Below are 25,595 nucleotides of genomic sequence, written 5' to 3'. Positions count from 1 at the left end.
GATGGATCGCTTCGATCTCGGCCTCCACAAGCGCATCATCCGGACCGCCTCTCCCGAGGCGCAGCGCTTCTTCGATCTCGGCCTCAACTGGTGCTTCGGCTTCAATCAGGAGGAAGGGGTCAAGTGCTTCCAGCGGGCGCTGGATTTCGACCCCGATTGCGTCATGGCGCATTGGGGCGTCGCCTATGGCGCCGGCCCTTTCTACAATCTGGCCTGGCGCGACCTCGGTCCACTGGAGGCGCAGGCGACCACCCGGCTCGCCTTCGACCATATCCAGCAAGCGCTTTCCCTCAGCGAAGGCACTGATGATGCCGAGCGCCTGCTCGTCGAGGCCCTCGCCAGGCGCTTCCAGAAGCCCCATCCGGTCGGGCCGGAGGAGTATGATCGCTGGGATGACGACTACGCCGCCGCGATGCGCCGGGTCCATCACGCCTGCCCGGACGATCAGGACGTCATGGCCCTGCTGGTCGAAGCCCTGATCACGCGCACGCCGCGGCGCCTCTGGGATTTGAGGACCGGACGCCCCGCCCGGGACGCCGACACGCTGGAGGCTCTCAGCGTCTGCGAACGCGGCATCGCCATGGCCGAAGCGGCCGGCGCGCCGCCGCACCCGGCGCTGCTGCATCTGCACATCCATCTGCTCGAAATGTCGAACGAGCCGGAGCGCGCCCTCGCCTCGGCGGACAGCTTGACCGACAGGCTGCCGGATGCCGGCCACATGAACCACATGCCGGCGCACATCTATGTGCTGTGTGGTGACTATGAGCGGTCGAGGCTGGCCAGCGAACAGGCGATCCGCGCCGACGACCTCTATGCCGACTATGCGGGATCACGAAACTTCTACGTCACGGCGCGTTGCCACGACCTGCACCTGATGATGCATGCCTGCATGCTGCTCGGCCAGTACCGGCCAGCGCTCGCGGCGGCGAACAAGGTCCGGGCCATCGTGACGCCGGACATCCTCTCGCTGCATGACCGGCCCAAGCTCGTCAGGACATGCGAGGCCTATGCCTCGATGAAGATGCACGTCCTCGTCCGCTTCGGCCGCTGGCGGGAGATCCTCGACGAGCCCTTCCCCGGCGATCCCGAGATCTATCGCGTCTCCACCCCGATGCAGCACTACGCGCGCGGCATCGCCCATGCGACGCTGAAGGATTTCGCCAATGCCGAACGAGAGCAGCATTTGTTCGCCCGCGCCAAGGCACGCATCGGCGCGGACTATCGCTTCCTCAGCAATTACGCCCACGATACCCTCGCCGTGGGCGAGGCCATGCTCGGTGGCGAACTCGACTATCACAAAGGCAACCATGAGCGTGCCTATGAGCAGCTCAGGAAGGCCGTCCATCTCGACGACCATTTGAACTACACCGAGCCATGGGCCTGGATGCACCCGCCGCGGCACGCCCTCGCCGCCCTGCTGATGGAGCAGGGACATCATGCCGAGGCGGAGATGGTCTATCGCGACGACCTCGGCCTCAGCGGCGGTATCCAACGCTGCGCCCAGCATCCGGGCAATGTCTGGGCACTGCACGGCCTCGTCGAATGCTTGCAGCGCCGCGAAGAGACCCGGGAACGGCCGGAACTCCAACGCAAGCTGGCTGCGGCCTTGGCGCGAACCGACGTACCGATCACCTCGTCCTGCGCCTGCCGGACGGATGTCCGCCGGCCCGTTTGCTGCGCCTGAGAGGCACCCTTGCTGCGCAATATCGACATCGACCTGCTGCGGACCTTCGTCACCATCGCGGAGCTGCGCTCCTTCACCCGCGCCGCGGCTGCGCTCAACCGCACGCAATCGACGATCTCCACGCAGGTGCGAAAGCTCGAGGAGATCGCCGGCCAGACCCTGCTGCAGCGCTCGCCGCAGGAGGTGCTGCTGACCCGCGCCGGCGAGGATTTCCTCGGTTACGCCCGCCGCATCGTCGCGCTACATGACGAGGCGCTCGACGTGGTCAGGGCGCAAAGCGTCTCCGGCCGCGTCCGGCTCGCGGTGATGGACGATTACGCCACCATCGTCCTGCCCGAGACGCTCGCCCGTTTCGCCCGCTCGCATCCGGAGGTCGAGCTCGAGGTCACCACCGGCTTCACCCGCGACCTCATCGCCAATCTCGGCGAGGCGTTCGACCTCGTCCTGGCGACGCAGAAGGCCGGCGACGGCAGCGGCGAGGTGCTGCGCGTTGAGCGCACCGCCTGGGCCTGGTCCGACCGGCATGACTTCCCTCCGCCGGGCCCGCTGCCGCTGGCGCTGCTCAAGGCGCCGAACATGTACCGCGAATGGGCGCTCGCCGCGCTGAACGAGGCAGGACGGCCCTGGCGCATCCTGTTCTCGTCCTCCAGCATCGGCGCGGTCGAGGCGGTTGCGGCTGCCGGGGCGGCGCTGACCGTGGTCAAGGCCGGCACGGCGCGCGAGGGGTTGCGCCTGCTCGGCGAAGCTGACGGCCTGCCTGCCCTGCCGGCCTCCGAGATTGCGCTGCATCTCGCGCCGGGCCGGCCGACGCCGGCAACCCGCGCGCTCGCCAGCTTCCTCACGGAAACGTTGAAGATTGCAGCCGACTGAAACGTGTGATTGCGCTCGGTGGACCTTTCCGTACGGTAATATCTGCGAAACGCGGACTATATATCAGGTTGTAAAATCCATCATAAACCCGCGAAAGCTGCAAAAATACCATCGCGACAAGCTTCCGCCCTGCCCGATTGCGTCTGCCGGGCAACAGCCCACACTGCTCCAAAACAAATATCGGCAATTCAAACCGATACTTTAGTAAAAATTTACTATCACGGCGCAACCGTCTGCTTAGAAAATGAGCACTCGGATTTCCCTTACACCTACCGTCGACAGTACAGAACGGCCTTGCGGTCGCACATCCCTGCGTATTGAGGGTGCATCATCCCAATGGGCGAACAGCGCTCAGGCATCTCGCAAGGTGATCGTACCACTCGATCCGAATTCGCCCTCGCCGTCGCCCATGCGAGCTCCAGCCAACCCCACGCAGTCTAGGAACCCGCATATGCGCCTGGCAGCCAATCTCACGATCAAGCAGACATTCCTGTGCATTGCAGGGCTCTTCGCCGCCCTGATCGTCGCCATCATCGCGGCCTGGTATTTTCAGGAGCGGGCCGTCGAGGCCCGCGCCGGCGCCTATCGCCAGGCGCATACCTCGTATCTGCTCGCCGACGAATTCCGGCAGAGCTCGGACGACCTGACGCGGCTGGCGCGGACCTTCGCCGTCACCGGCAATGCGCGCTATGAGCAGCAATATCTCGAAGTCATCGCCATGCGCAGTGGCGAGAAGGCCCGCCCGGTCGAGCCGCACCGGATCTACTGGGACCTCGTCCTCGACAATGCCGTGCGCCCGCGCGGCCCCGGCGAGACCAAGGCGCTGCTGGCGGCGATGAAGGAAGCCGGCTTCACCGACGCCGAGTTCGCCAGGCTCAATCAGGCCAGCGCCAAGTCGGAAGGTCTCGTCGCCCTCGAAACCCGCGCCATGAACGCCGCCAAGGGGCTGTTCGAGGATGGCAACGGCAAATACACCGTCAAGAAAGAGCGCGATCTCAACCTCGCCCGCGAGCTGCTGTTTTCGACCGATTACGATCGGATGAAGGCCGAGATCATGAAGCCCGTCGACGAGTTCTTCGTGATGGTCGAAGCGCGCACCAATGCCCTCCTCGATACGACCAACGCCACGGTCAATCAGATCCAGTGGGTGTTCAACCTGCTGCTCGGCACGCTGGTCGCGTTGATGCTCGCGACCGGCGCCCTGATCGTCTCGCGCGTCATCCGGCCGCTCGCCGCGATCAAGACCAGCATCGACGGCCTCTCCAATGGCGAGCTCGAGACACCGATCCAGCAGACCGGGCGGCATGACGAGGTCGGCGCCGTCGCCGGGGCGCTGCTGCTCTTCCGCGACAAGCTGGTGCAGATCCGCGCGCTGGAAGCGCAGGAGCGGGCGGAAGCCGCGGCGCGCGCAGCCCGTGCCGAGGCAATGTCGCGCGTCGTTTCCGATGTCGGCGAAGTCGTCGCCGCCGCCGCCGACGGCGACTTCTCAGCCCGGCTGGAGATCGGCGACGCCGACGAACAGATGCAGAAGCTGGTCGCCGGCATCAACGAGATCAACGCCGTGGTCGACAGCGCCACGACCGAATTCGTCGCCGTGCTGCAGCGTGTCGCCGAGGGCGACCTGACGCAGGACATCGCCACCCCGTATCGCGGCCGCTTCGGCGAGCTGAAGGCGGCGGTGAACGAGACCGTCGAACGGCTGTCCTCGACGGTGAAGACGATCCAGCTCACCTCGGCCGATGTCGGCCTCTCGGCCCGCGAGATCGCGACCGGCGCGGACGACCTCTCCAAGCGCACCGAAGAGCAGGCCTCCTCGCTCGAGGAAAGCGCCGCGACGACCGAGGAGCTCGCCGCCTCCGTGAAAGCCTCGGCCCAGGCCTCACGCCAGGCAGCGTCGACCGCCGAGGAGGCGATGCGCGCGGCCGAGGGCGGCGGCGAGATCGCCGGCAAGGCTGTCTCTGCCATGGCCCGGATCGAGGAGGCCTCGAAGAAGATCTCCGACATCACCCGCGTGATCGACGACATCGCCTTCCAGACCAATCTGCTGGCGCTGAATGCGGCGGTCGAAGCGGCCCGCGCCGGCGATGCCGGCAAGGGCTTCGCCGTGGTCGCCTCCGAGGTGCGCACCCTGGCCCAGCGCTCGGGCGAGGCGGCCAAGGACATCTCGACGCTGATCTCGTCCTCGAACGCCGAGGTCGGCGAAGGCGTCAAGCTGGTGCGGCAGGCCGGCGATGCGCTGACGCAGATCCTCGCGGCGTCGCAGAAAGTCGCCGCGACCATCGCCGACATCTCCTCGGCCGCGGGCGAGCAGGCCAACGGCATCGAGGAGATGAGCCAGACCGTCGCGCATATGGACGAGATGACCCAGCAGAACGCCGCTCTCTCCGAGCAGAGCGCCGCATCGGCCAATGCGCTCAACCAGCGCATCACGCAGCTCAACGACCTCGTCGCGGCGTTCAAGACGGGGGGCGACGCCGTCGCCACCCATGCGGCCACGCGCCATGCCGCCCCTGCCCGCCAGGCTGCCAGGCCGGCGGCCACGCGCAAGCCCGCAGCCCCCGAGCCGCAGCGCCTGCAGAAGCTCGCGGCGACCGCCTTCAGCCCCGCCCCGCGCAAGGTCGCCAATGCCGGCAAGCATGGCGACAGCGGTTGGGAAGAATTCTGATCAACCCGCCGGCCGCCCTTAAAGGCGGCCGGCCTCCTTGTGGACATGTCGAACGCCAAGGCAGGATAGCCGCTTCGACAAGTGCCGGCAGAGCGTGCCCGAGTGACGACCATCGACCAACGGGACGCCCTGCTCCGGCTCGGTGAACACCACCTCTTCACGCGAAGCTGGTCGCCGCCAGCTCCGACGGCGGGGCGGCTTCCGCCGATCCTGCTCTTCCACGACTCGCTCGGCTGCATCGAGCTCTGGCGAAGCTTTCCCGAAAAGCTCGCGGCAACGACCGGCCGGCGCGTCGTCGCCTATGACCGCCTCGGTTTTGGTCGCTCCGATCCAAATCCGGGACGGCTCGGCCTCGATTTCGTCGCGGATGAGGCGGCAAGCGTCGTACCGGTCCTCTCCGACCAGCTCGGCATCGGCGATTTCATCGCCTGCGGCCACAGCGTCGGCGGCTGCATGGCGATCGAGACGGCAGCGCGTTGGCCCGGGCGCTGCCAGGCGCTCGTCACCATCGCCGCCCAGACCTTCATCGAGGACAGGACGCTGGCCGGCATCAGGGTGGCCCAGCGCGATTTCCGGGACGAGGGCAACCTCGCCCGGCTGGCGCGCTATCACGGCGACAGGACGCCCTGGGTGCTGGACGCCTGGATCGGGACCTGGCTCTCGCCCGCCTTCGCCGATTGGGACCTCGACCGTCCCCTTGCCGGCCTGCGCTGCCCGGTCCTCGCCGTCCATGGCGAACGCGACGAATACGGCTCGACCCGCCATCCCCAACGGATCGCCGAAGGACGTGGGGAGGCACTGATCCTGCCAGGGATCGGCCATGTCCCGCATCGCGAGGCGGAAGGCACGCTGGTCGCGGCGATCGCGGGTTTCCTCGCGGCGATCTGATCCGCGGCGCTGACAGCCCCTTATCGCAGCATATCGGCGAGGGCTTCGCGCATAGCCGTGCTGGGGATGTGGAACACCCCCCCATAGGGGAAGTTGAGGTCGACGATCACGAACATGATGCTCGAAACGGAGAACACCCCGATCGCCAGGACGGCCGCACTGAGCGCAAGGCGCGGGATCTGCAGGCCGAAGCTCAGGAAGACCAGGCTGAGCCAGAAGCTCACAAAACATACGAAGAATCCACCGGAGGCTGTGTTCGCATCCTCGATGACGTTCCATCTCGCCGCCAAGACGGCTGCGTAGGCGGCGCGGCAACGGGCCGCCGAGTGTTCGAGACCGGCGGTCTCGAGCGCGTCCACCTCGGCACCGATATCGTTCATCAAACGCGTCAGCCCGCTATCCTCGCCACGAACAGCCATGCCGCGCGGATCGGGCATACCCGCGACCTCTGGAGCGATCTCGCGCGGCCAGGTGCTCGCGATCACCGCGGCGGTGTATTGCCGAAGCTTCAGCCTGATCGGATCGGCCGCCGCCGTGAAGACGCGCAGACATTGATCGAGATTGGCGAGGCGGGCGGCATAGGCCGATCGATGCGCGCTGGTGACGTCGTAATGCGTCCGAGCCGTCGACAACTGCAAACTGAGGATGAGCGCGGCGAAGGTGACCATCAGGCCGGTAACCAGCCTGATCGACTCCATGTTCTCACTGGTCAGGTGGCGTTCGTGCAGGCGCTTGCGCAGCGCGAGCCCCGCCAGCGCGCTCAGGCTAAACAGCGCCAGAAACGCGAAGACCAAGAGGAGTTCCATGCGATCTCCTTGTCTCGGCGTGCGAGCAGGACGCTCGGTCCGTACTAATCTCAGCTTTCCCTGTCTCGCTCGCGCCGGCAATCGATATTCCCTAGCGGAAGGTCTCGCTGTCCGGGTCTTGCTCTGTTGAGCCGGGACTGAAAGCACTGCGGGGCACCATCAGGGGACCGAGCGCGGGATTCAGGAGCGGCGAGCATCAGCCGCTTCTTATCTCGACATCTACATTCGACAAGCGGCCGAAAGCCGCCGTACCCGCCCCCGCGCTCCCCTTGGACTTGCGCTTGCCTTCAAACCCTCGCCGCGCGGGCGGGCGGGGCTGGACATGCTTATTCGACGGCAGCTTCCGACCCGATGCGGACCAATACGAACCGCTATTACTCCGGCTCCAAAGCAGCCCGTTGGACAGCAACGTCGAGCGTGGTCCAGTTGAAAACCTCGACCCCTGCGGCATCATAGATCAGGAAGCCGTGAACTGCCTGATCCGGCACATCGATTGATGTTCTGGACTGCCCACCGATTTTCGCGGATACGGGCCGGAATTGGCCTGCCAGTGCGATGAGCTCGCGTTCCGCGATCGGCATCAGGGCTCGCCCTCCGGCTGCGGTGGCCTCGTCAATGGTCGCGAACGTCCCGACCGTCTCAGAGGGAACCGGTGCTTTCCACGGCGGAAAGATCGCGAGCTTGACCGCGTAACTCATTCCTCAGCCTTAACTGAAAAGCTTAACGCCTGCCGGCCCAGCGCGGACCTCGGTTACTCGTCATTGCTCGGCTCGGCATCAAGTTTCGCTCCGTAGCCGAGGCGCGAGGTCAGTCCATCCTTCTTCTCCTGCAACCTATCGGCAATTCCCCGCAGAGCTGCCACGTCCAGCCGACGGGCGCCGGGCTCGTATGCATCCTCCCAATCGATCTCGATGCGGGCCGCTAGTTCCAGTAATTCAAGTCTGAAATCGTCCTTCGACAGAGCCCCATTGGCATCAAGTCGCTCGATGAGCTTCGCGAGAATGAGCGAATACCCGTTCCTGGTTGCGGCAAGATCCGATGAAGCCGACATCTGTTGTTCCTTTAGGCTTACGAGGTTCTGTCCTGCGGTCAGCGGTAGTCCCGTGCCACGATGAGGATGACAATCATTGCTACCCAGAGCAGGCCAACTACGAGCACTGCTCTGGCGAGATAGTTTGCGCAACGCCATGCGATACCGAGACCATTGGACCGCCCGGGCGAAACCCTGGCATTCTGGGGCGATGGCACCCACAGTTTGTTGGGATCGACCCGCAAACGTTCTGCCACTGCCGTCAGCACCCTGGCACATTCGTCATGATCGAAGGCTATGTTCTTCTCGGCAAAGAAACTGGCTGCTAATCTCGTAGCGCCATGGAGGAGTGAATAGATCCGGAAGTGGACTTGATCCCCCAGTGCAGCCGATTCTGGGACGGCGATCATGACAACTACGCCTTTTCTCTTGGCCGAGAAATGCCCGATCTTGTAGCCTTCGAAATCAGGTTGCGTGATGGATCCGGGAACGAGGAATATTGGGTTGATCCAGCCTGATGTGCCGTCATCGTAATTCTTACGGCGGGTGTCGGATGCGACGTTCATAGCAGCCAGAACGGCATCGCGTACGACCGTGCCTTTGAGCTCCGGCCCACCAAAATCAGCCCCAATGGTTATCATTTCACAGGCGGCCCCGCCCAAAGTTCATGCGGCAGTCTGGCAGTGAGCCCCAATGTCCGCAAACCACCCATCGCGGCCCTCCCGCGCGCTCACCCCGGCAACCGATATTCCCGGAACATCTCCCGCAGCGCCGTCTTCTGGATCTTGCCGGTCGCGGTGTGCGGAATCGCCTCGACCAGCACGACATCGTCGGGGAGCCACCATTTCGCGACCTTGCCGGTCATGAAGGCGAGCATCTCCTCGCGGCCGGGCGTCTTGCCGGGTTTGGGCACGATGACCAGAAGCGGCCGCTCGTCCCATTTCGGATGGGCGACGCCGATCACAGCCGCCTCGGCCACGTCGGGATGGCCGATGGCGAGGTTTTCCAGCTCGATCGAGGAGATCCATTCGCCGCCCGACTTGATCACGTCCTTGGATCGGTCGGTGACCTGCATATAGCCATGCGGGTCGATGGTCGCGACGTCGCCGGTATCGAAGAAGCCGTGCTCGTCGAGGATCGGCTGATCATGGCGATAATAGGCGCCGGCGACGGCCGGCCCACGCACTTTCAGCCGTCCGAAGGTCTTGCCATCCCAGGGCAGCTCCGTGCCGTGATCGTCGGTCAGGCGAAACTCGACGCCGAACTGCGGATGGCCCTGCTTGACCTTGAGGTCGTAGAGCCCGTCGCCCTGGAGCTCGGAATAGACCGGCTTGATCGAGCAGAACGAGCCGATCGGGCTCATCTCGGTCATGCCCCAGGCGTGGTCGACGGTGACGCCGTACTTCGTCTCGAATGCCTCGGTCATCGCCCGCGGACAGGCCGAGCCGCCGATGACGACGCGCTTCAGGCTGTTGAGCTTGCCGCCATCAGCCTCGAGATGCTGGAGCAGGCCGAGCCAGACCGTCGGCACCGCCGCGGTCAGCGTCACGCCTTCGCCGTTCAGCAGCTCCAGCAGCGAGGCGCCGTCGAGCTTCATGCCGGGCATGACCAGCTTCGCACCGGTCATCGGCGCCGAGAAGGCCAGCGACCAGCTGTTGGCATGGAAGAGCGGCACCACCGGCATCACCACCGTACGCGCCGACAGGCCCATATAATCCGGCTGGGCGCAGGCCATGGCGTGCAGCACGTTGGAGCGGTGCGAATAGAGCACGCCCTTGGGGCCTCCGGTCGTTCCCGAGGTGTAACAGAGCCCTGCCGCGGTGTTCTCGTCGAACGCGGCCCAGGCAAAATCGGCATCGGCCCCAGCGAGCCAGTCCTCGTAGGCGACGGCGCTCCTGAGCGAGGTCTCCGGCATATGCGCCGCGTCGGTCAGGATCACATAGCGCTCGACGCTCGGCAGCTTGTCCTGCAGGCCCTCCATCAGCGCAACGAAGGTGAGGTCGAGGAAGACCAGCCGGTCCTCGGCATGGTTGATCAACTGGGCGATCTGCTCCGGGAAGAGCCGCGGGTTGACCGTGTGGGTGATCGCGCCGATGCCGCTGATCCCGTACCAGAGCGCCAGATGCCGGTCGGTGTTCCAGGCGAGCGTCGCGACGCGGTCGCCGAGGCGAATACCCTCCCCTGTCAGCCTTTTGCCGATCCTGAGCGCGTTATGACGGACCTCGGCATAGGTCGTGCGCCGGATCGGCCCTTCGACGCCGCGGGAGACAACTTCGCGGGTGCCGTGCTGGATCGCCGCGTGGTCGATGATCCGGTGGATCAGCAGCGGCCAATTCTGCATCAGCCCGAGCATGCGTTTCTCCCTGTCGTCTTGCTTCGCTTTTTGGCAGCATAGCCAGCGGACGCCTTGCGGCGAAAGCCCTCGCGTCCGTCTGGGAGATGAGTTAGTTTATAACTAAACGATCTAGGGAATGAACGCCTTGTCAGTGTCGCACCCAGTCCCCGCCCCGGAACCCATCGAGCCGGACCGCGTCTGGTTCCGCTTCATGCGCCTGCACCAGCGCATGCTCGGCCAGATGACGGCGCGCATCCGCGAGCTCGGTCTCTCCATCCCGCAATTCGACCTGCTCTCGACGCTGACCGAGCGCGAGGGCATCAGCCAGAGCGAGCTCGCCGAACGGCTCTACGTCACCAAGGGCAATGTCTCGGGCCTCGTCGACCGACTGGTCCAGGCCGGCCTGGTCGAGCGCCGCGCCATCGTCGGCGACCGCCGCTCCTACGCCATGCACCTGACGCCCGAGGGCCGCCGCCTCGCCGAGGCCGGCATGGCGACGCAGCACGACTATGTCACGCAGACGCTCGGCAAACTGCCGGCGGAAGACCTCGCCGAACTCGACCGGCTGGTCCTGGCCTGGCGCGAGCGCGCCCGCGCCATCGACGCGGACCAGGGCTGATGTTCGCAGGCCTGGCCTATGCCGGCGGTGGCAACCGCTGCTATTGGCAGGGTGGCTTCTACGAGACGGTGGCGCCGCAGATCGGCCTGAAGCCGCGCCGGGTGGTCGGTGCCAGCGCCGGGGCCGGGGCGATGCTCTACAATGCGCTCGGCGTCGGCCCGACCGTGCGCGAGATGCTGCGCGAGGCCTGCACCGGCCGCACCTCCGAGGTCGACTGGGCTGCCTTTCGCCGGGGCGGCCGGCTCTTCCCCATCGCCGAGATGTATCGCGGCATGCTCGCGAGCCTGTTCACGCCGGAGCGGCTGGCAACACTGAAGGGCCAGGCCGATTTCCTGATCGCGATCTCGCGGCCGCCGCGCTTCTGGCCATTGCCTGTCATCACCACCATCGGCATCGGCGCCTACCAGCTTGAGAAGCGCCTCCGCCGCCCGGTGCACCCGACCGTGGGCCGGAAACTCGGCTTCCGGCCCGACCTGGTCCGCATCGCCGACTGCGCCAATCCCGAGGCGCTGGTCGATGCACTGATGGCGAGCGCCGCCGTACCGCCCTTCATGCCGGCGGGCAATATCGGCGCCCGCGCCGCGCTCGATGGCGGCCTGGTCGACAGTGCCCCGGCCTGGGCGCTCGCCGAGATGGAGGCGGCCGGCGAGCAGACGCTGGTGCTGCTGACGCGCCCCTTCGCCGAGGTGCCGCAGGTCGAGAACCGCACCTATGTCCGCCCCTCGCAAGTGATCCCGGTCAGCCAGTTCACCATCCGCAACTGGGAAGGCATCCGCTTCGCCTATGAGCTCGGGGTGAGGGATGGCGAGGATTTCTTGCGCGGCATGGAGCGGCGGCTGGCGGGATAAGCAGATCAGGATTCGGTAGGCGCTGCCGGCAAACAAGGGCGCGGGGAACCCTTCTCCTGTGTGGGAGAAGGGCAGGGANNNCCTGCCCCATCCGCAGAAGGCACAGCGGAGCCGTCGCGCTTCAGTAGTCAACGGCGGTCCCTCACCCCTGCCCCTCTCCCATCCGGGAGAGGGGTTTTTGCACTCCACCACGTAAGGCACTTGATTGTCCTGGCCAGCGACCCTGGTCTACGACTTGATCCTCCCTCCGCCGGATTCCCCGATGGCCTCGATCGATCTCACCGCCTCAGCCACCAGCCTGCGCGCCGCTCTGCTCGCCCGCCGCTTCAGCGCCCGAGAGCTGCTCGAAGCGACCTTCGCCCGCATCGACGCGCTGAACCCTTCCCTCAACGCCATCGTCGCGCAGGATCGCGACGCCGCGCGAGCGATGGCGGCGGAGTCGGACCGGCGCATCGCGGCTGGCGAGGGGCGCCCGCTCGAAGGCCTGCCGATCACGATCAAGGATGCCTTCGACGTCGCCGGCCTGCCCTCCTCCGGCGGCCTGCCGGCCTATAAGGAGCGCATCCCGCAGGAGGACGCCGCCGCCGTCGCTCGCCTGCGCGCTGCCGGCGCGGTCATCCTCGGCAAGACCATGGTTCCGGTCTTCTCCGGCGACTTCCAGAGCTACAACCCGGCCCATGGCGTCACCAACAACCCCTGGAACGACGCATATTCCCCCGGCGGATCCTCCGGAGGCGCGGCGGTCGCGGTCGCCACGGGGATGAGCGCCTTCGAGCTCGGCTCCGATCTCGGCTCCTCGATCCGCTGGCCGGCGCAGGCCTGCGGCGTCTTCGGGCTGAAGACGAGCTGGGGTCTGGTCTCGACCTGGGGGCTGGTCCCGCCGCCACCGGAGCGGCGCACCCTGCGCAATGCCGACCTCGTCGTCGCCGGCCCGATCGCCCGTGCGACCGAAGACCTTGAGCTAGTCCTGCCGGTGTTGATCGGCCCGCGCGATCCAAATGTCGCAGGAGCGACCTTGCCCGCCCCGCGCCGGACGGAAGCGAAGGGCCTTCGCGTCGCCATCTGGGCGCAGGAACCGTTCGCACCGGTCACCAACGAGGTCTCGGAGGCCGTGCGCGAAGCCGGGCAACGCCTCGCCGAGGCCGGTGCGATCGTCGACGAGACCGCCCGCCCCGGCTTCCGTTTCACCGAGGCCTATGAGGTCTATGCGCTGCTGAACCACGCCGTCGTCGCCTATGGCCTGCCGCCGAAGGTGCGCGCCCGCATCCAGGCGCAGGCGGCGAAGTATGCGCCCGGCGACCTCTCGCATCAGGCGTTGCAGGCGCGCGGCGCCCGCATGACGCCCGGCCTCTACCAGCAGCTCCACCAGCGCCGCCTCGCTCTGAAGCGGCAATGGGCCCGCTTCTTCCAGAACTGGGATGTCCTGCTCTGCCCGCCGGCGCCGGTCGCGGCGCAAAGGCACGACCATCTGCCCGATTTCCACGCCCGCCGGCTCGACATCGATGGAGTGGAGCGGCCCTATCTCGACTTCCTGTGCTGGGCGAGCCTCGCCACCGGCGCCGATTTGCCGGCGCTTTCAGCACCGATCGGCCTGTCCAAGACCGACCTGCCGACCGGCGTGCAGATCATCGCGCCCTTCGGCGAGGACCGGATGGCGATCGCGGTCGGAGCGATGCTGGAGAGATTGGGCGGGGGGTATCGGTCACCCGGAGCACAATAGCCGCTCGCTCAGAGCGGCATCCGGAACGTGAACCGGGTCTCGTCCGCATCGGAGGAAACCTCGAGCGTCCCGCCATGGGCTTTCGCGATTTCCGAGCAGATATAGAGCCCGAGACCGAGGCCCTGCTGGCTCGGCTTCGCCGAGGCACGGACGAACGGTTTGAAGAGTTCTTTCCTGACCGCGAGGGGGATCGGCTCGCCGGCATTGGCGATCGACAGCTCGAAGTAGTCGCGCGTCTTGTGGGCACGCACGATGACAGGCCGATCATCAGCGCCATGCGTGAGGCCGTTGGCGACGAGGTTCGACAGCATCTGCGCGATCCTTGCGCCGTCGCAATCGATCGGCCCTGACAGATCGAGTTCGCTCAGCAGGTCACGATCGGGATGCGAGGACCGCAACTCGCCGACGACCTGCTCGAGCATGGCCTCCAGCCCGGTTTCGTCGCCGCGATCGAGCTGGATGCCACCACCAAGCCGTCCCCGCGCAAAATCGAGGACATCGTCGATCAGGTCGGACATCCGCACGAGGCTGTGCCGCATCATCCCGGTCAGAGACCGGATCTTCGCGATGTCCTCGGTCCGGTCGAGCATGTTCAGCCCGGCTGCGACCGAGGCCACGGGATTGCGCAGATCATGTCCGAGCACAGCGATGAACTGCTCGCGGGTTTCGCTGTTCTGGACCTCGCCGGCGAGGCTGGCCTGGGTCGCCGCCAGTTGCTGATGCGCATCGAGGTGAAAGGCGATCAGCTCGGCGAAGAGCTTGAACATGCCCAGCGTCGTCGGATTGTTGAGCGAGCGGGGCCTGGGGTCGATCGCGCATAGCGTGCCGAAGAACTGGCCATCCGGGAGGATGATCGGCATCGAGATGTAACTCTGCAGGCCGTACATCTGCGGCGTGTGGTGCGCGCTGTAGATCGGGTCTTCCGCGACATTGTCGATGACGACGACATCGCGATGCTGCCGGATCTCGTGACAAATGGTGGTTTCGACCTTGAGCTCGCCCCCGGGCTGAAGTCCGAACGCGATCTCGTCGCGGACGCCGCAAGCCACCCAGCGATCCTCGGTCACGCGCGCTATGGCGGCAAAGCCCATCCCGGTCGTCCGGCAGACGACGTCGAGGATGGTCGGCACCGCGGCGATCGATGCGATGGCCGCGACGTCTTCGGAGAAATCCTGCGGCATCGAACTCATTGAAACAGCAATCGGCCCACCGGCGATCTTACGTCTATGTCAAAAGACAGCGCTTCAGACCAACTGGCCTGTTTTTGCCGCACGACATGCCGATCGCCGGCTCCTGCACAGTGCGGACGGATCAAACGTAATCCGCCAACGACGGCCGGTGATTGCCATCCCGCCCAACCGTATCCAGTGCGGCCAGCATGGCGTTCAGCACCGCCTCCTGCGTCGCCTCGGCCGCGGCGCGGAATGGCAGGTCGATCCGGTTCTCGTTGAGCACAATGAGCGGGACGAGATCGGCCTCGTCGTGATGGGCGATCCGGTTCGCGGTCGAGAAGGCGATGGCGATGTCGCCGCTGCCATTGCCCCAGAAGGCGCCGAGCCGCGCCAGTCCCGCGCCACAGCGCCGGGCGATGCGCGTGAGCTGGCGGCTCTCCAGCGGCAGGTCGGTCGCCAGCACGATGATGACCGAGCCGCGCTCCGGAGAGGGGATTTTCCCCTGCGCAGGTGGCACCGGGCGACGCCCGTCCGGCAGGACGAGGTCGCCGGCATTGCCGAAATTCGCCTGCACCAGCACGCCGAGCGTGAAGCTGCGGCCATCGAATTCGATCAGCCGCGAAGCCGTGCCGATGCCGCCCTTGAAGCCGAAGGCGCTCATGCCCGTACCGGCGCCGACCGCGCCCTCCTCGACCGGCCCGTTTTTGGCTGCGTCGAGCGCAGCCTCGGCATCGGCGACCGTCAGGCGTCGGGCCCGGATGTCGGACAGGAAGCCGTCATTGCATTCGAGCACGAGCGAGTTGACCGTGCCGGTGCTGCGGCCGATCTCCGGATTGCCTGCGAGCGCGCGCCCGACCAAGGCCTCGATGCCTACAGCGACCGCAAAGGTGTTGCCGAGCAGGATCGGCGTCTCGATCTGGCCGAGCTCGGCGAGCTGCATCAGCCCGGCGCTCTTCCCGAAGCCGTTGATGACGTCGACGCCGGCCCGAACCTTCTCGCGGAAGAGATCGCCCTGGTGCGGCAGCACCGCGGTGAAGCCGGTGAGCAGGTCGCCTTCGCGTACCGTGCAATGCCCCACGGCGACGCCTGGCACATCGGTGATCGCATTGAGCGGCCCCGGCTGCAGCGAGCCGCAGAGCAGGCCAAAATCGCGCGCCCGTTCGCTCAAGGGCGTTCTCCTGTTGTCGGGGCAGCTACACCGCCGTGTTGAACACAGCCTCGATGTTGTGGCCGTCGGGATCGACGACGAAGGCCGCATAATAATGCGGGCCGTAATGCACGCGCAGGCCGGGCGCACCATTATCGCGCCCACCATGCTGGAGCGCGGCGCGATGAAACTCGTCGACGGCCTCCCGGCCCGGAGCCGCGAAAGCGACATGGAACCCTGACCCCGGCGGCCGTGCTCCGTCAGGACGATGCTTCAGCGCCAGCGCGTCGCCACCGCCTGGAATGCCGTAACCGACGGCCTGATTGCTCTCGCCGGGCCGAAGATCGCTCCAGATACGGGTATATCCAAGCGGTGCGAGCACGGTATCGTAGAACAGGGCGGCGCGCTCGATATCGGCCACTCCGAGCGAGAGATGGTGAAGCATCGGCCGGCCCGGCGCGCTCACGCCGCAGCCTTGACCTTCGCCACCGTCACGCGCGGCCGCCCGCCGGCCAGCTCCTCACGCAACACCAGGCGCTCATCCGGCTCGATCGCGCCGAGCGGCACGTCATGGTCCGGCATGACCGCGGTCGCCGATTTGTTGAGGAAGACGATCACCGGGCGGTTGCCGGCGGCGGCCCAGCGGCGCAGCTGCGTGAGGTAAGGCTCCTTGCGCCAGGCCTGCGGCGCGCCGGGATCGAGCTGGACGAACAGCCAGCTGGTCGCCGGGTCCATGGTCAGCACGAAACGGGCCTTGTCCGGCTTCCACTCCGGCCCGAGGAAATTCTGCGTCATCCAGAGGCAGAAGAAGGCGCGGCAATGCTCCGGCCGCGTCGCGTGGATGCCGCAGCCCCGGCCAGGCAGGCAATGCCTGCACCAGGTGCCGGCGACGCTCTCCACCGCCGGCACGTCATAGACCTTGCAGCACAGCGTGCAGCTGCCGCAGTCGCGGCCGGGCGCCGGCTGGTTCGCCATGCTGGCGGGATCGATCATGCTGGTCCTCTTCGAAGGGCGCGGAACCATGCGCATCGCGGTGGCGGCTGGCAAGCGTGATTGGAATCGTTCCAGGCGAAATATCCTTCGCCAGCCCTCATCCTGAGGAGCCGCGCAGCGGCGTCTCGAAGGATGTTTCAGGAGGCTCCGGAACCCGCTGGAGCATCCTTCGAGACGCGCTCCAGCGGATCGCTCCTCCAGATGAGGGCCCCGACCTGAAAAAGGCCGCCTCAAGATTCCGACGAGCCCGGCCTGTCCCGCGCCAGACTCTGCCCCGATCTGCAGGAAAATCGCTCAGCGCTTGCGCCGGCTGCGGTCTATGCTCGCATAAACGACGCATAAGTATCGGGAGCCGGAAATGCTGACCAACCTCGCCGTCCGTGACATCGAGACGCTCGTCCACCCCTACACCAATCTGGCTGCTCATCGCGAGGTCGGCCCGCTGGTGCTGGAGCGCGGCAAGGGGGTCTTCGTCTACGACACCACCGGCAAGGACTATATCGAGGGCATGGCCGGGCTCTGGTGCACCTCGCTCGGCTATTCCAATCAGGAGCTGGCCGAGGCCGCCTATGAGCAGCTGAAGAAGCTGCCCTTCACCCATCTCTTCTCCGGCCGCAGCCACGATCCGGCGATCGAGCTGGCCGAGAAGCTCAAGGAAATCGCGCCGGTACCGATCTCCAAGGTGTTCTATGGCGCCTCCGGCTCGGACGCCAACGACACCCAGGTCAAGCTGGTCTGGTACATGAACAATGCGCTCGGCCGTCCCAATAAGAAGAAGATCATTTCGCGGCTGAAGGGTTATCACGGCGTCACCGTCGCCTCGGCCTCGCTGACCGGCCTGCCGGCCAACCACACCGATTTCGACCTGCCGCTCCCCGGCATTCTGCACACCTCCTGCCCGCACCATTATCGCTTCGCGCAGCCCGGCGAGAGCGAACTCGACTTCTCGGCGCGCCTCGCCGCCGAGCTCGACGAGATGATCCAGCGCGAGGGGCCGGACACGGTCGCCGCCTTCATCGCCGAGCCGGTGATGGGTGCCGGCGGCGCGGTGACCCCGCCGGAGGGCTATTTCGAGGCGATCAACGCCGTCCTTGCCAAATACGACGTGCTGTTCATCGCCGACGAGGTCATCACCGGCTTCGGCCGCACCGGCGAGATGTTCGGCACGACCACCTACAAGATGAAGGCCGACACGCTGTCCTGCGCCAAGGCGCTGACCTCGGCCTATTTCCCGCTCAGCGCCGTACTGATCAACGAACAGGTCTACGAAGTGCTCGTCGACCAGAGCAAGAAGATCGGCACCTTCGGCCACGGCAACACCTATGCCGGCCACCCCGTCGGCTGCGCGGTCGCGGTCAAGACGCTGGAGATCTACCAGCGCGACAAGATCATCGATCACGTCCGCAGGGTCGCGCCGAAGTTCCTGCAGCGCCTGACCAGGCTCGCCGAGCACCCGCTGATCGGCGAGGCCCGCGGCGTCGGCCTTATCGGCGGCATCGAGTTCGTCAAGGACAAGGCGAGCAAGGCGCAGTTCGAGGCCAAGAAAGGCGTCGCGCTGAAGTCGACCAGCTTCGCCCAGGAGGAAGGCCTGATCCTGCGTGCGCTGGGCGGTGATCGCGTCGCCTTCTGCCCGCCGCTGGTGATCACCGAGGCCGAGATCGACGAGATGTTCGACCGCTATGAGCGGGCGCTGGGCAAGACGCTCGACTGGGTCAAGGGGGAAGGCCTGCTGGCGGGCTGACAGATAACAATTGAGCGTGGGATCCCCTCTCCCGCATCGAAGTCGGGTCTATCCGACTTCGATCACTCTGAGTGCTGATCTCGGGCAAGTCCGAGATCAGTGGAGAGGGTAGGGGTGAGGGTCCGCCGCTGATTGTTAAGGCGACTCGGAGCCGCTGCGCCTTCTACGGATAGGGCAGGCCCTCATCCCTGCCCTTCTCCCACACGGGAGAAGGTTCCACGCGCCTTTCATTATTGGGCGAGGCCTCCCCCGCGAAACTGTGCCAAAGCTGACCAAAGCCTCGGTGTGACGATGAAAACGTCACGAGAATTTCATGATGCCGCCGCCGGCCCGACCCGATCGGCAGCGACATTGCAGGTGCTGGCGGCCAGGAACTGCCAGCCCGCTGAACTGGAAGCCGAGGACCATGTCGACGCATAAGCCGCGCCACCCCGCGCACCGTTCCGCCAGCTTCCATGATGCCAGCGCACGCGAGGCCTATGCATCGCGCTTCCGTCCGATCGCGATTCCTGCCATTCTGGCGGGAACCCGCTGGGCCCCGGCCGCGTTGACCTCGCAGCACAGGGACGTTCCGGCGCTCCTGCGCAATGGCTTCGAAGATTGATACGACGACCTCCTACTGAGACCCTCCATGCTTGACCGGCGCAGAGTCCTTCAGACTCTCGCCGGTCTTTTTTTGTCCGGCTTCGGGCTCAGCAGCTACGCCTATGCCTGGGAGCCGACACATCAAGGTGTGACCCGCTATCGGCTGAAGCCCGCAAGCTGGCCCGACGGCAAGCGGCTCCGGCTCGCCGTGATCGCGGATCTGCATGTCGGCGGCCCGCATATGCCGGTCTCACGCGTCCGCCAGATCGTCGAGCAGACCAATGCGCTCAAACCTGACCTCACTCTGCTGCTCGGCGACTTCGTCGCCAGCCGCGCCCGCCGCCCAAGTGATCCCGCGCCTGCCGAATGGGCTGCCGAGCTTGCCAGCCTCGAGGCATCGGCCGGGCGTTTCGCTATCCTCGGCAACCACGACTGGTGGCAAGACGAGCGCGCCCAGAAGGAACTGAGCGGGCCGACGCAGTCCGGGATCGCGCTGGAGCAGGCTGGCATCCCCGTTCTGGAGAACCGGGCCCTCAGGCTCGAGACCAGCGCCGGCCCGCTCTGGATCGCCGGGCTCGGCGACCAGGAGGCCTTCGTCCTGCGGCGCAGGCCACGCGGCTTCCGTTATGGCGTCGACGATCTTCCGGCCACGCTCGCCATGGTCGACGACGACGCGCCGCTGATCCTGATGGCCCACGAGCCCGACATCTTCGCGAAAGCGCCGGCTCGCGTCGGGCTGACCCTCTCGGGCCATACCCATGCCGGCCAGGTCAGGCTGTTCGGTTGGTCGCCGATCGTGCCGTCGCGCTATGGCAACCGCTATGCCTACGGCCCTGTCCGGGAGAATGGCCGCGACCTTGTCGTCTCGGCCGGGCTCGGCACGAGCAAGCTGCCGATCCGGCTGGGCGCGCCGCCGGAGATCGTCCTGATCGAACTGGGCTGACGGGCGACGCTGGCGCGTCGTCCCTGTTAGCGGACGATGACCTTCCCGCCGACCGCGGCGCGGTTGTAGAGGTCGATCGCGTCGATGTTGCGCATCCGGATGCAGCCCGAGGAGGCCGAGCGGCCGATCGTCTCCGGCTCGTTGGTGCCGTGGATGCGGTAGAGCGTGTCCTTGCCGTTCTGATAGAGATAGAGGGCGCGGGCACCGAGCGGGTTCTCCGGCCCGCCCTCCATGCCGCCGGCGCGCGGCGCCAGATGCGGCCAGCGCGCGATCATCTCGGCCGGGGGCGTCCAGCGCGGCCACTCCGCCTTGCGCTGCATCACCGCGGTGCCGGTCCAGCCGAAGGCCTCGTCGCCGGTCGCGACGCCGTAGCGGATCGCCTTCTTGTTGGGCAGGACGAAGTAGAGGTACTTCTCCGTGGTATCGACGATGATCGTGCCGGGCTCTTCACCGGTCGGATCAGTGATCTCGTAAGGCAGATGCGTGATCTGCGTCTCGAAATTCGGAACGAGCGCCATGTATTCGGCATCGCGTGCCGACAGCGACGGCGCATGCACCGTCTTGTACTGACAGGCGCCGAGAAGCACCGACAGGCCGAGCACCGCAACGAAAGTCTGCTTCATGGTTTCCACCGCCGACGCCGAAACGACGCTCGTTATGATGAATGCTTCGTTAAAAAACGGTGACCCGACTAGGCACGGCCCGGATCGAACGCAGACCGGTCTTACGGCTCAAATGTTTCGGAGGCAATGAAGTTCCAGTCTTGCTCTGGCGTCTTGCTGCATTGCAGTGACAATATGGTCACGCTCGGAGCCTAGACGATCCGGCTCGCCTACCGACTTCGGAGACCTGCGCGTGACGACGCTGCTGATCAGCCACCCTTCCAGCCTTGGCCATGCCACACCGCCAGGCCATCCCGAGCGCGCCGACCGTATCCGCGCCGTCGAGGAGGCCCTGCAGGAAGAGCGATTCGCGCTCCTGCAACGCGTTGAGGCCCCGGAAGGCACGCTCGCCCAGGTCGAGCTCTGCCATCCCGCCGCCTATGCACGTGCGATCGTCGAGGCGGCCCCGCAGGAGGGTCTCGTCCAGGTCGATGCCGACACCATCATGTCCCCCGGCACACTCTCGGCTGTGCTGCACGGTGTCGGGGCCGCAGTCCATGCCGTCGACGAGGTTATGACCCGGCGCGTGGCCAATGCCTTCAGCGCCATGCGCCCGCCCGGCCACCATGCCGAGAGCGACAAGGCGATGGGCTTCTGCTTCTTCAACAACGCCGCCATCGCCGCGCGCCATGCGCAAGCCGCTCATGGCGCCGAGCGCGTCGCCATCGTCGATTGGGACGTCCATCACGGCAACGGCACGCAGGAGATCTTCTGGGACGATGCCAGCGTGCTCTATGCCTCGACCCATGAGATGCCGCTCTATCCCGGCACCGGCGCCCCATCCGAACGCGGCCAGCACGGCACCATCGTCAACGCTCCCCTGCGGGCCGGCGACGGCACGGATGTCTTCCGCGACGCCTTCGAGAGCGCGATCCTGCCGCGGCTCGAGGCTTTCCGGCCCGACCTCGTGATCATCTCGGCCGGCTTCGACGCGCATTGGCGCGACCCGCTCGCCAACATCAATCTGAAGGAAGCCGACTTCGCCTGGGCGACGCAGAAGCTGATGGAGATCGCCGACCGCCATGCCGGCGGCCGGCTCGTCTCGCTCCTGGAAGGCGGCTACGATCTCGAGGGCCTGTCGAAATCGGCCGCCGCCCACGTCATGGCGCTGATGCGGGGTTAGCCTTCGCCGTCACTCCAGCGGCGAGGTCTCGGCGATCTCGATGCCGAAGCCGGAGAGGCCGACGAAGGCGCGGGTCGAGGACGCCAGGTTGACGATCGAGGCGACGCCGAGATCGCGCAGGATCTGGGCGCCCAGGCCGACCTCGCGCCATTGCTGCGAGCGCAGCGCGTCCGACCCTTCCTCGCCCTCGACGCTGTTGATCGGCACGCCGGCCGAGCCGTCGCGCAGATAGACCAGCACGCCCTTGCCCTCCTGCTGGAACCGGCGCAGCACGCACTGGATCGAGGAAGCGCCGCCGAGCACGTCGGCGACGACATTGGCGCGGTGCAGCCGGGCCGGGACCTTCTCGCCATCCCCGAGCTTGCCCATGACGAAAGCGAAGTGCTGGGTGTCGTCAAAAGGCGTGATGTAGACATGGCCGGTCATCTCGCCGAACTCGGTCTTGACCGGGAAGGAGTGCACGCGCTCGACCAGTTTCTCGCGCGCCTGGCGATAGGCGATCATGTCGGCGACGGTGATCTGCTTCAGATTATGCTTCTGGGCGAAGGCGGTGATCTGCGCGCCCTTCATCACCGTGCCGTCGTCATTGGCGAGCTCGCAGATGACGCCCACCGCCGGCAGATTGGCAAGCTTGCACAGATCGACCGCAGCCTCGGTATGGCCCGAGCGCATCAGCACGCCGCCATCCTTGGCGATCAGTGGGAAAACATGGCCCGGCCGGACGAAGTCGGCCGCGCCCATATTGCCGTTGGCCAGCGCCCGCACCGTGTTGGTGCGCTGCTCGGCCGAGATGCCGGTGGTCAGCCCATGCTTGACGTCGACCGTGATGGTGAAGGCGGTGCCGAGCGGGGCATCGTTCGACGAAACCATCGGGTCGAGCCGCAAGCGGCGCGCCTCGCCCGTCGTCAGCGGCGCGCAGACGATGCCGCAGGTGTTGCGGATGATGAAGGCCATCTTCTCCGGCGTGCACAGCGAGGCGGCGACGATGAGATCGCCCTCGTTCTCGCGGTCATCGTCGTCGGTGACGATGACGATCTCGCCGCGCGCGAAGGCTTCGACGGTCTCGGCGACATTGCTGGCGATCATGGCGGCCTCGCGCGGGCTCTGGAGGCCCAGAAAATCGTTGGGGGTAACGGCGCCGCCGGTCGCGGCAGTGATGCGCTCGGCGCTCTCCCGCGAAATCCAGGCGGAGGGATCGTTGCAGAGCGCGGTGACGCTGGCCGGCGACAGTTCCACCTGCCGCGCAAAGGCGCTGCGGCCGGTCTTGGTGTGCTGGAGCCAAGCGTCGAGCTTCATGAGACGAAGCTAATACGCCTTTGCTTCATTATCAATGAACAGGAAAAAAAATTTCAGTGATACTGAAATCAGACAGCTTTACCGTCGTGCTCGGGCTTGACCGAGCATCTCAGGCCAGATGAGGCTCCGGTCGGCGCCTTATTGTCCTGAGATTCTCGGAGCTCCGCTACGCTTCGCCCGAGAATGACGCCTGTCGTCACTGTCCGAACGGCCAACGCGGCTCGACCACGCCGACCTGCGCGCGATGGCGCAAGAATTGGTCGGCGAGAACGCAAGCGACCATGGCTTCGCCGACCGGCACGGCGCGGATGCCGACGCAGGGGTCATGCCGGCCCTTGGTGAACATCTCGGTCTCGCCGCCGGTGCGGTTCACCGTGGCGCGGGGCGACAGGATCGAGGAGGTCGGCTTGACCGCAAAGCGCGCCACGATCGGCTGGCCGGTCGAGATGCCGCCCAGGATGCCCCCAGCATGGTTGGAGAGGAAAAGCGGCTTGCCGTCATTGCCGGCGCGCATCTCGTCCGCGTTCTCCTCGCCGGAGAGTTCGGCAGCGGCGAAGCCCTCGCCGATCTCGACGCCCTTGACCGCGTTGATGCTCATCAGCGCTGCGGCGATCTCGGCGTCGAGCTTGCCGTAGATCGGCGCGCCCAGGCCCGCCGGCACGCCCTCGGCGACAATCTCCAGCACCGCCCCGATCGAGGAGCCGGATTTGCGGATGCCGTCGAGATAATCGGCGAAGCGCTCGGCCGCCTTCGCATCCGGGCAGAAAAACGGGTTGCGGGAAATCTCGTCCCAGTCCCAGTTGCCGCGATCGACCTTGTGCCGGCCCATCTGCACCAGCGCGCCGCGCACGATCATGCCCGGCACGACCTTGCGCGCGATCGCGCCGGCCGCGACCCGCGTCGCCGTCTCGCGCGCCGAGGAGCGGCCGCCGCCGCGGTAATCGCGGATGCCGTATTTCACGTCATAGGTGAAATCGGCATGGCCCGGCCGGTACTTGTCCTTGATCTCGGAATAGTCCTTCGAGCGCTGGTCGACATTGTCGATCATCAGGCCGATCGAGGTGCCCGTCGTGACCTGCTCGCCGCTTCTCTCGTCGGCGAAGACGCCGGAGACGATGCGGACCGCGTCGGGCTCCTGGCGCTGCGTCGTGTAGCGCGACTGGCCGGGCCGGCGCTTGTCGAGGTCGCGCTGGATCTCGGCCTCGCGGAGCGGGATCAGCGGCGGGCAGCCGTCGACGACGCAGCCGATCGCAGGCCCATGGCTCTCGCCGAAGGTGGTGACGCGGAAGAGATGGCCGAAAGTGTTGTGCGACATGAGAGCCCGGAACCTTGCTGGAATGGCTCATAAGCCGGATCGCCGCGGCGCGAAACCCTGCCCTGCCGGGTTCACCCGGCCCCGCGGGATTGACAGGCCGGCAACGGCACGGCTTCTAGCGCCCATGCGACGCAAGGGCTTCATCCTCCTGCGCTCCTGGCGTCCCGGGAGCGTCATCATCGCGGGCACCTAGCCCCGAGCCGGCGACAGACGCCGCTCGGGGATTGTGGCGCTGGTCCGGCCACGATGCGCGCCGATGCGGCATCGCAACAGGTCCAATCCGTATCCGACCGGACAGGCCCAAGGCTTCGCCTTCGCGCCCCGCCGCTCGCTCGTCGCCCTGCGCCCATCTCGGCGCCGGCAGCCCGCAATGCCGTCCGGAAACAATCATGTCCAGACATCCCGGCCCGGGCCCAGCGCCCGTCAGCCTCGCGCGCGCCCTCTCCAAGCTCGGCTATTGCTCGCGCACCCAGGCCGGGCAGCTGATCGTCGAAGGCCGTGTCCGCGTCGACGGTCGGCTCGCCCTCGATCCCGCCCTGCGCCTGCAGATCGGCCGCGCCCGCATCTCCGTCGACGGTGAGCCGGTCTCCGCCGAGCAGCGCATCTATCTGATGCTCAACAAGCCGCGCGGCACGCTGACGACACGGCACGATCCGCAGGGGCGCCCCACGATCTACGCCTGCCTCGACGGCATCGACTTGCCCTTCGTCGCGCCGGTCGGCCGGCTCGACCGGGCGAGCGAAGGCCTGCTGCTCCTGAGCAATGACAGCCGCTGGGCGAAAACCATCCTCGATCCGGCCTCGGGCGTGGAGAAGACCTACCATGTCCAGATCGACACGGTGCCGGACGAGGCGATGATGCAGCGCCTGCGGGCCGGCACCGTCGACGACGGCGAAAGGCTGACGACCAAGGCGGCCAGCCTGCTGCGTCATGGCCAGCGCAACGCCTGGATCGAGATGGTGATCGACGAAGGCCGCAACCGGCAGATCCGGCGGATCGTCGAGGCCGCCGGCGCCGAGGTGCTGCGCCTCGTCCGCGTCGGCATCGGCGCCCTGGCGCTCGGCGAACTGGCGAAGGGCGCGGTCCGCCCGCTTCAGCCAACCGAGATCGCGCTGCCGCTGCAGAGCGAACGTCGCCACGCCGCCGAGTGACG

The 25,595-nt window shown here is 66.5% G+C and carries 24 protein-coding genes; 12 read left to right on the top strand and 12 right to left on the bottom strand.

Features of this window, described 5'->3' with window-relative positions; all coding sequences use genetic code 11:
* The first annotated feature begins 1 nt into the window (after position 1).
* From ASE66_RS19080 to ASE66_RS19065, 4 genes are all read left to right on the top strand, one after another.
* Positions 2-1,684, top strand: coding sequence for a hypothetical protein (locus tag ASE66_RS19080; protein WP_057191302.1), 1,683 nt, complete (start codon positions 2-4; stop codon positions 1,682-1,684).
* Positions 1,685-1,693: 9 nt separating this feature from the next.
* Positions 1,694-2,554 (top strand): LysR substrate-binding domain-containing protein, encoded by an 861-nt coding sequence (locus ASE66_RS19075; protein ID WP_057191301.1) that lies wholly within the window; start codon positions 1,694-1,696, stop codon positions 2,552-2,554.
* Between the two features lie 451 nt (positions 2,555-3,005).
* Positions 3,006-5,219, top strand: a complete 2,214-nt coding sequence (locus tag ASE66_RS19070; RefSeq protein WP_057191300.1) for a methyl-accepting chemotaxis protein — start codon at positions 3,006-3,008, stop codon at positions 5,217-5,219.
* A 102-nt stretch (positions 5,220-5,321) separates the two neighbouring features.
* A complete protein-coding gene (locus ASE66_RS19065; RefSeq protein ID WP_057191299.1) occupies positions 5,322-6,107 on the top strand; it encodes an alpha/beta fold hydrolase in 786 nt (261 codons plus the stop codon).
* A gap of 20 nt (positions 6,108-6,127) precedes the next feature.
* On the opposite strand, the gene ASE66_RS19060 is transcribed toward ASE66_RS19065, so the two are convergent.
* The 5 genes from ASE66_RS19060 to ASE66_RS19040 form a co-directional block, all read right to left on the bottom strand.
* Positions 6,128-6,901, bottom strand: coding sequence for a DUF4239 domain-containing protein (locus ASE66_RS19060; RefSeq protein ID WP_156412241.1), 774 nt, complete (start codon positions 6,899-6,901; stop codon positions 6,128-6,130).
* Positions 6,902-7,287: 386 nt separating this feature from the next.
* Positions 7,288-7,611 (bottom strand): hypothetical protein, encoded by a 324-nt coding sequence (locus ASE66_RS19055; RefSeq protein ID WP_057191297.1) that lies wholly within the window; start codon positions 7,609-7,611, stop codon positions 7,288-7,290.
* 53 nt (positions 7,612-7,664) lie between these two features.
* Positions 7,665-7,964 (bottom strand): hypothetical protein, encoded by a 300-nt coding sequence (locus tag ASE66_RS19050; RefSeq protein WP_057191296.1) that lies wholly within the window; start codon positions 7,962-7,964, stop codon positions 7,665-7,667.
* 38 nt (positions 7,965-8,002) lie between these two features.
* Positions 8,003-8,584: a hypothetical protein gene (locus ASE66_RS19045; protein WP_057191295.1), complete on the bottom strand. Its 582-nt coding sequence runs from the start codon at positions 8,582-8,584 to the stop codon at positions 8,003-8,005.
* Between the two features lie 89 nt (positions 8,585-8,673).
* Positions 8,674-10,296: a long-chain-fatty-acid--CoA ligase gene (locus ASE66_RS19040; protein ID WP_057191294.1), complete on the bottom strand. Its 1,623-nt coding sequence runs from the start codon at positions 10,294-10,296 to the stop codon at positions 8,674-8,676.
* Positions 10,297-10,414: 118 nt separating this feature from the next.
* On the opposite strand from ASE66_RS19040, the gene ASE66_RS19035 reads away from it, so the two are divergent.
* From ASE66_RS19035 to ASE66_RS19025, 3 genes are all read left to right on the top strand, one after another.
* Positions 10,415-10,897: a MarR family winged helix-turn-helix transcriptional regulator gene (locus ASE66_RS19035; RefSeq protein ID WP_057191293.1), complete on the top strand. Its 483-nt coding sequence runs from the start codon at positions 10,415-10,417 to the stop codon at positions 10,895-10,897.
* Positions 10,897-11,745 (top strand): patatin-like phospholipase family protein, encoded by an 849-nt coding sequence (locus ASE66_RS19030; RefSeq protein ID WP_057191292.1) that lies wholly within the window; start codon positions 10,897-10,899, stop codon positions 11,743-11,745. The genes ASE66_RS19035 and ASE66_RS19030 overlap by 1 nt, the downstream gene beginning before the upstream one ends.
* Positions 11,746-12,007: 262 nt before the next feature.
* Complete coding sequence (locus ASE66_RS19025) at positions 12,008-13,465, top strand: amidase family protein (protein WP_057191291.1); 1,458 nt, start codon at positions 12,008-12,010, stop codon at positions 13,463-13,465.
* An 8-nt stretch (positions 13,466-13,473) separates the two neighbouring features.
* Here the strand turns inward: ASE66_RS19025 and ASE66_RS19020 are convergent, their stop codons facing one another.
* The 4 genes from ASE66_RS19020 to ASE66_RS19005 form a co-directional block, all read right to left on the bottom strand.
* Complete coding sequence (locus ASE66_RS19020) at positions 13,474-14,655, bottom strand: GAF domain-containing sensor histidine kinase (RefSeq protein WP_057191290.1); 1,182 nt, start codon at positions 14,653-14,655, stop codon at positions 13,474-13,476.
* A 121-nt stretch (positions 14,656-14,776) separates the two neighbouring features.
* Positions 14,777-15,805: a P1 family peptidase gene (locus ASE66_RS19015; RefSeq protein ID WP_057191289.1), complete on the bottom strand. Its 1,029-nt coding sequence runs from the start codon at positions 15,803-15,805 to the stop codon at positions 14,777-14,779.
* A 25-nt stretch (positions 15,806-15,830) separates the two neighbouring features.
* A complete protein-coding gene (locus ASE66_RS19010; RefSeq protein ID WP_057191288.1) occupies positions 15,831-16,229 on the bottom strand; it encodes a VOC family protein in 399 nt (132 codons plus the stop codon).
* 17 nt (positions 16,230-16,246) lie between these two features.
* Positions 16,247-16,777: a hypothetical protein gene (locus tag ASE66_RS19005; RefSeq protein ID WP_057191902.1), complete on the bottom strand. Its 531-nt coding sequence runs from the start codon at positions 16,775-16,777 to the stop codon at positions 16,247-16,249.
* A gap of 358 nt (positions 16,778-17,135) precedes the next feature.
* Between ASE66_RS19005 and ASE66_RS19000 the strand changes: the two genes are divergently transcribed.
* From ASE66_RS19000 to ASE66_RS18990, 3 genes are all read left to right on the top strand, one after another.
* Positions 17,136-18,518, top strand: coding sequence for an aspartate aminotransferase family protein (locus ASE66_RS19000; protein WP_057191287.1), 1,383 nt, complete (start codon positions 17,136-17,138; stop codon positions 18,516-18,518).
* Positions 18,519-18,924: 406 nt separating this feature from the next.
* On the top strand, positions 18,925-19,122 hold the full coding sequence (locus ASE66_RS18995) for a hypothetical protein (protein ID WP_057191286.1): 198 nt from the start codon (positions 18,925-18,927) through the stop codon (positions 19,120-19,122).
* 27 nt (positions 19,123-19,149) lie between these two features.
* On the top strand, positions 19,150-20,046 hold the full coding sequence (locus tag ASE66_RS18990) for a metallophosphoesterase (protein WP_057191285.1): 897 nt from the start codon (positions 19,150-19,152) through the stop codon (positions 20,044-20,046).
* 26 nt (positions 20,047-20,072) lie between these two features.
* Here the strand turns inward: ASE66_RS18990 and ASE66_RS18985 are convergent, their stop codons facing one another.
* A complete protein-coding gene (locus ASE66_RS18985) occupies positions 20,073-20,669 on the bottom strand; it encodes a L,D-transpeptidase (RefSeq protein ID WP_057191284.1) in 597 nt (198 codons plus the stop codon).
* 232 nt (positions 20,670-20,901) lie between these two features.
* Here ASE66_RS18985 and ASE66_RS18980 point away from each other — a divergent pair, with 232 nt between their 5' ends.
* Positions 20,902-21,831, top strand: coding sequence for a histone deacetylase family protein (locus ASE66_RS18980; RefSeq protein WP_057191283.1), 930 nt, complete (start codon positions 20,902-20,904; stop codon positions 21,829-21,831).
* A 9-nt stretch (positions 21,832-21,840) separates the two neighbouring features.
* Here the strand turns inward: ASE66_RS18980 and ribB are convergent, their stop codons facing one another.
* Positions 21,841-23,127, bottom strand: a complete 1,287-nt coding sequence (ribB, locus tag ASE66_RS18975; protein WP_156412240.1) for a 3,4-dihydroxy-2-butanone-4-phosphate synthase — start codon at positions 23,125-23,127, stop codon at positions 21,841-21,843.
* A 196-nt stretch (positions 23,128-23,323) separates the two neighbouring features.
* Positions 23,324-24,442: a chorismate synthase gene (gene aroC, locus ASE66_RS18970; RefSeq protein WP_057191282.1), complete on the bottom strand. Its 1,119-nt coding sequence runs from the start codon at positions 24,440-24,442 to the stop codon at positions 23,324-23,326.
* 389 nt (positions 24,443-24,831) lie between these two features.
* On the opposite strand from aroC, the gene ASE66_RS18965 reads away from it, so the two are divergent.
* Positions 24,832-25,593, top strand: a complete 762-nt coding sequence (locus ASE66_RS18965; RefSeq protein ID WP_057191281.1) for a pseudouridine synthase — start codon at positions 24,832-24,834, stop codon at positions 25,591-25,593.
* The last annotated feature ends 2 nt before the right edge of the window (positions 25,594-25,595 follow it).

The sequence above is a fragment of the Allobosea sp. Root483D1 genome, assembly GCF_001429505.1.
Lineage (GTDB): Bacteria > Pseudomonadota > Alphaproteobacteria > Rhizobiales > Beijerinckiaceae > Allobosea.
The sequence above is the reverse complement of the archived record's forward strand: the minus strand, read 5'-3'. Positions and strand labels throughout refer to the sequence as shown.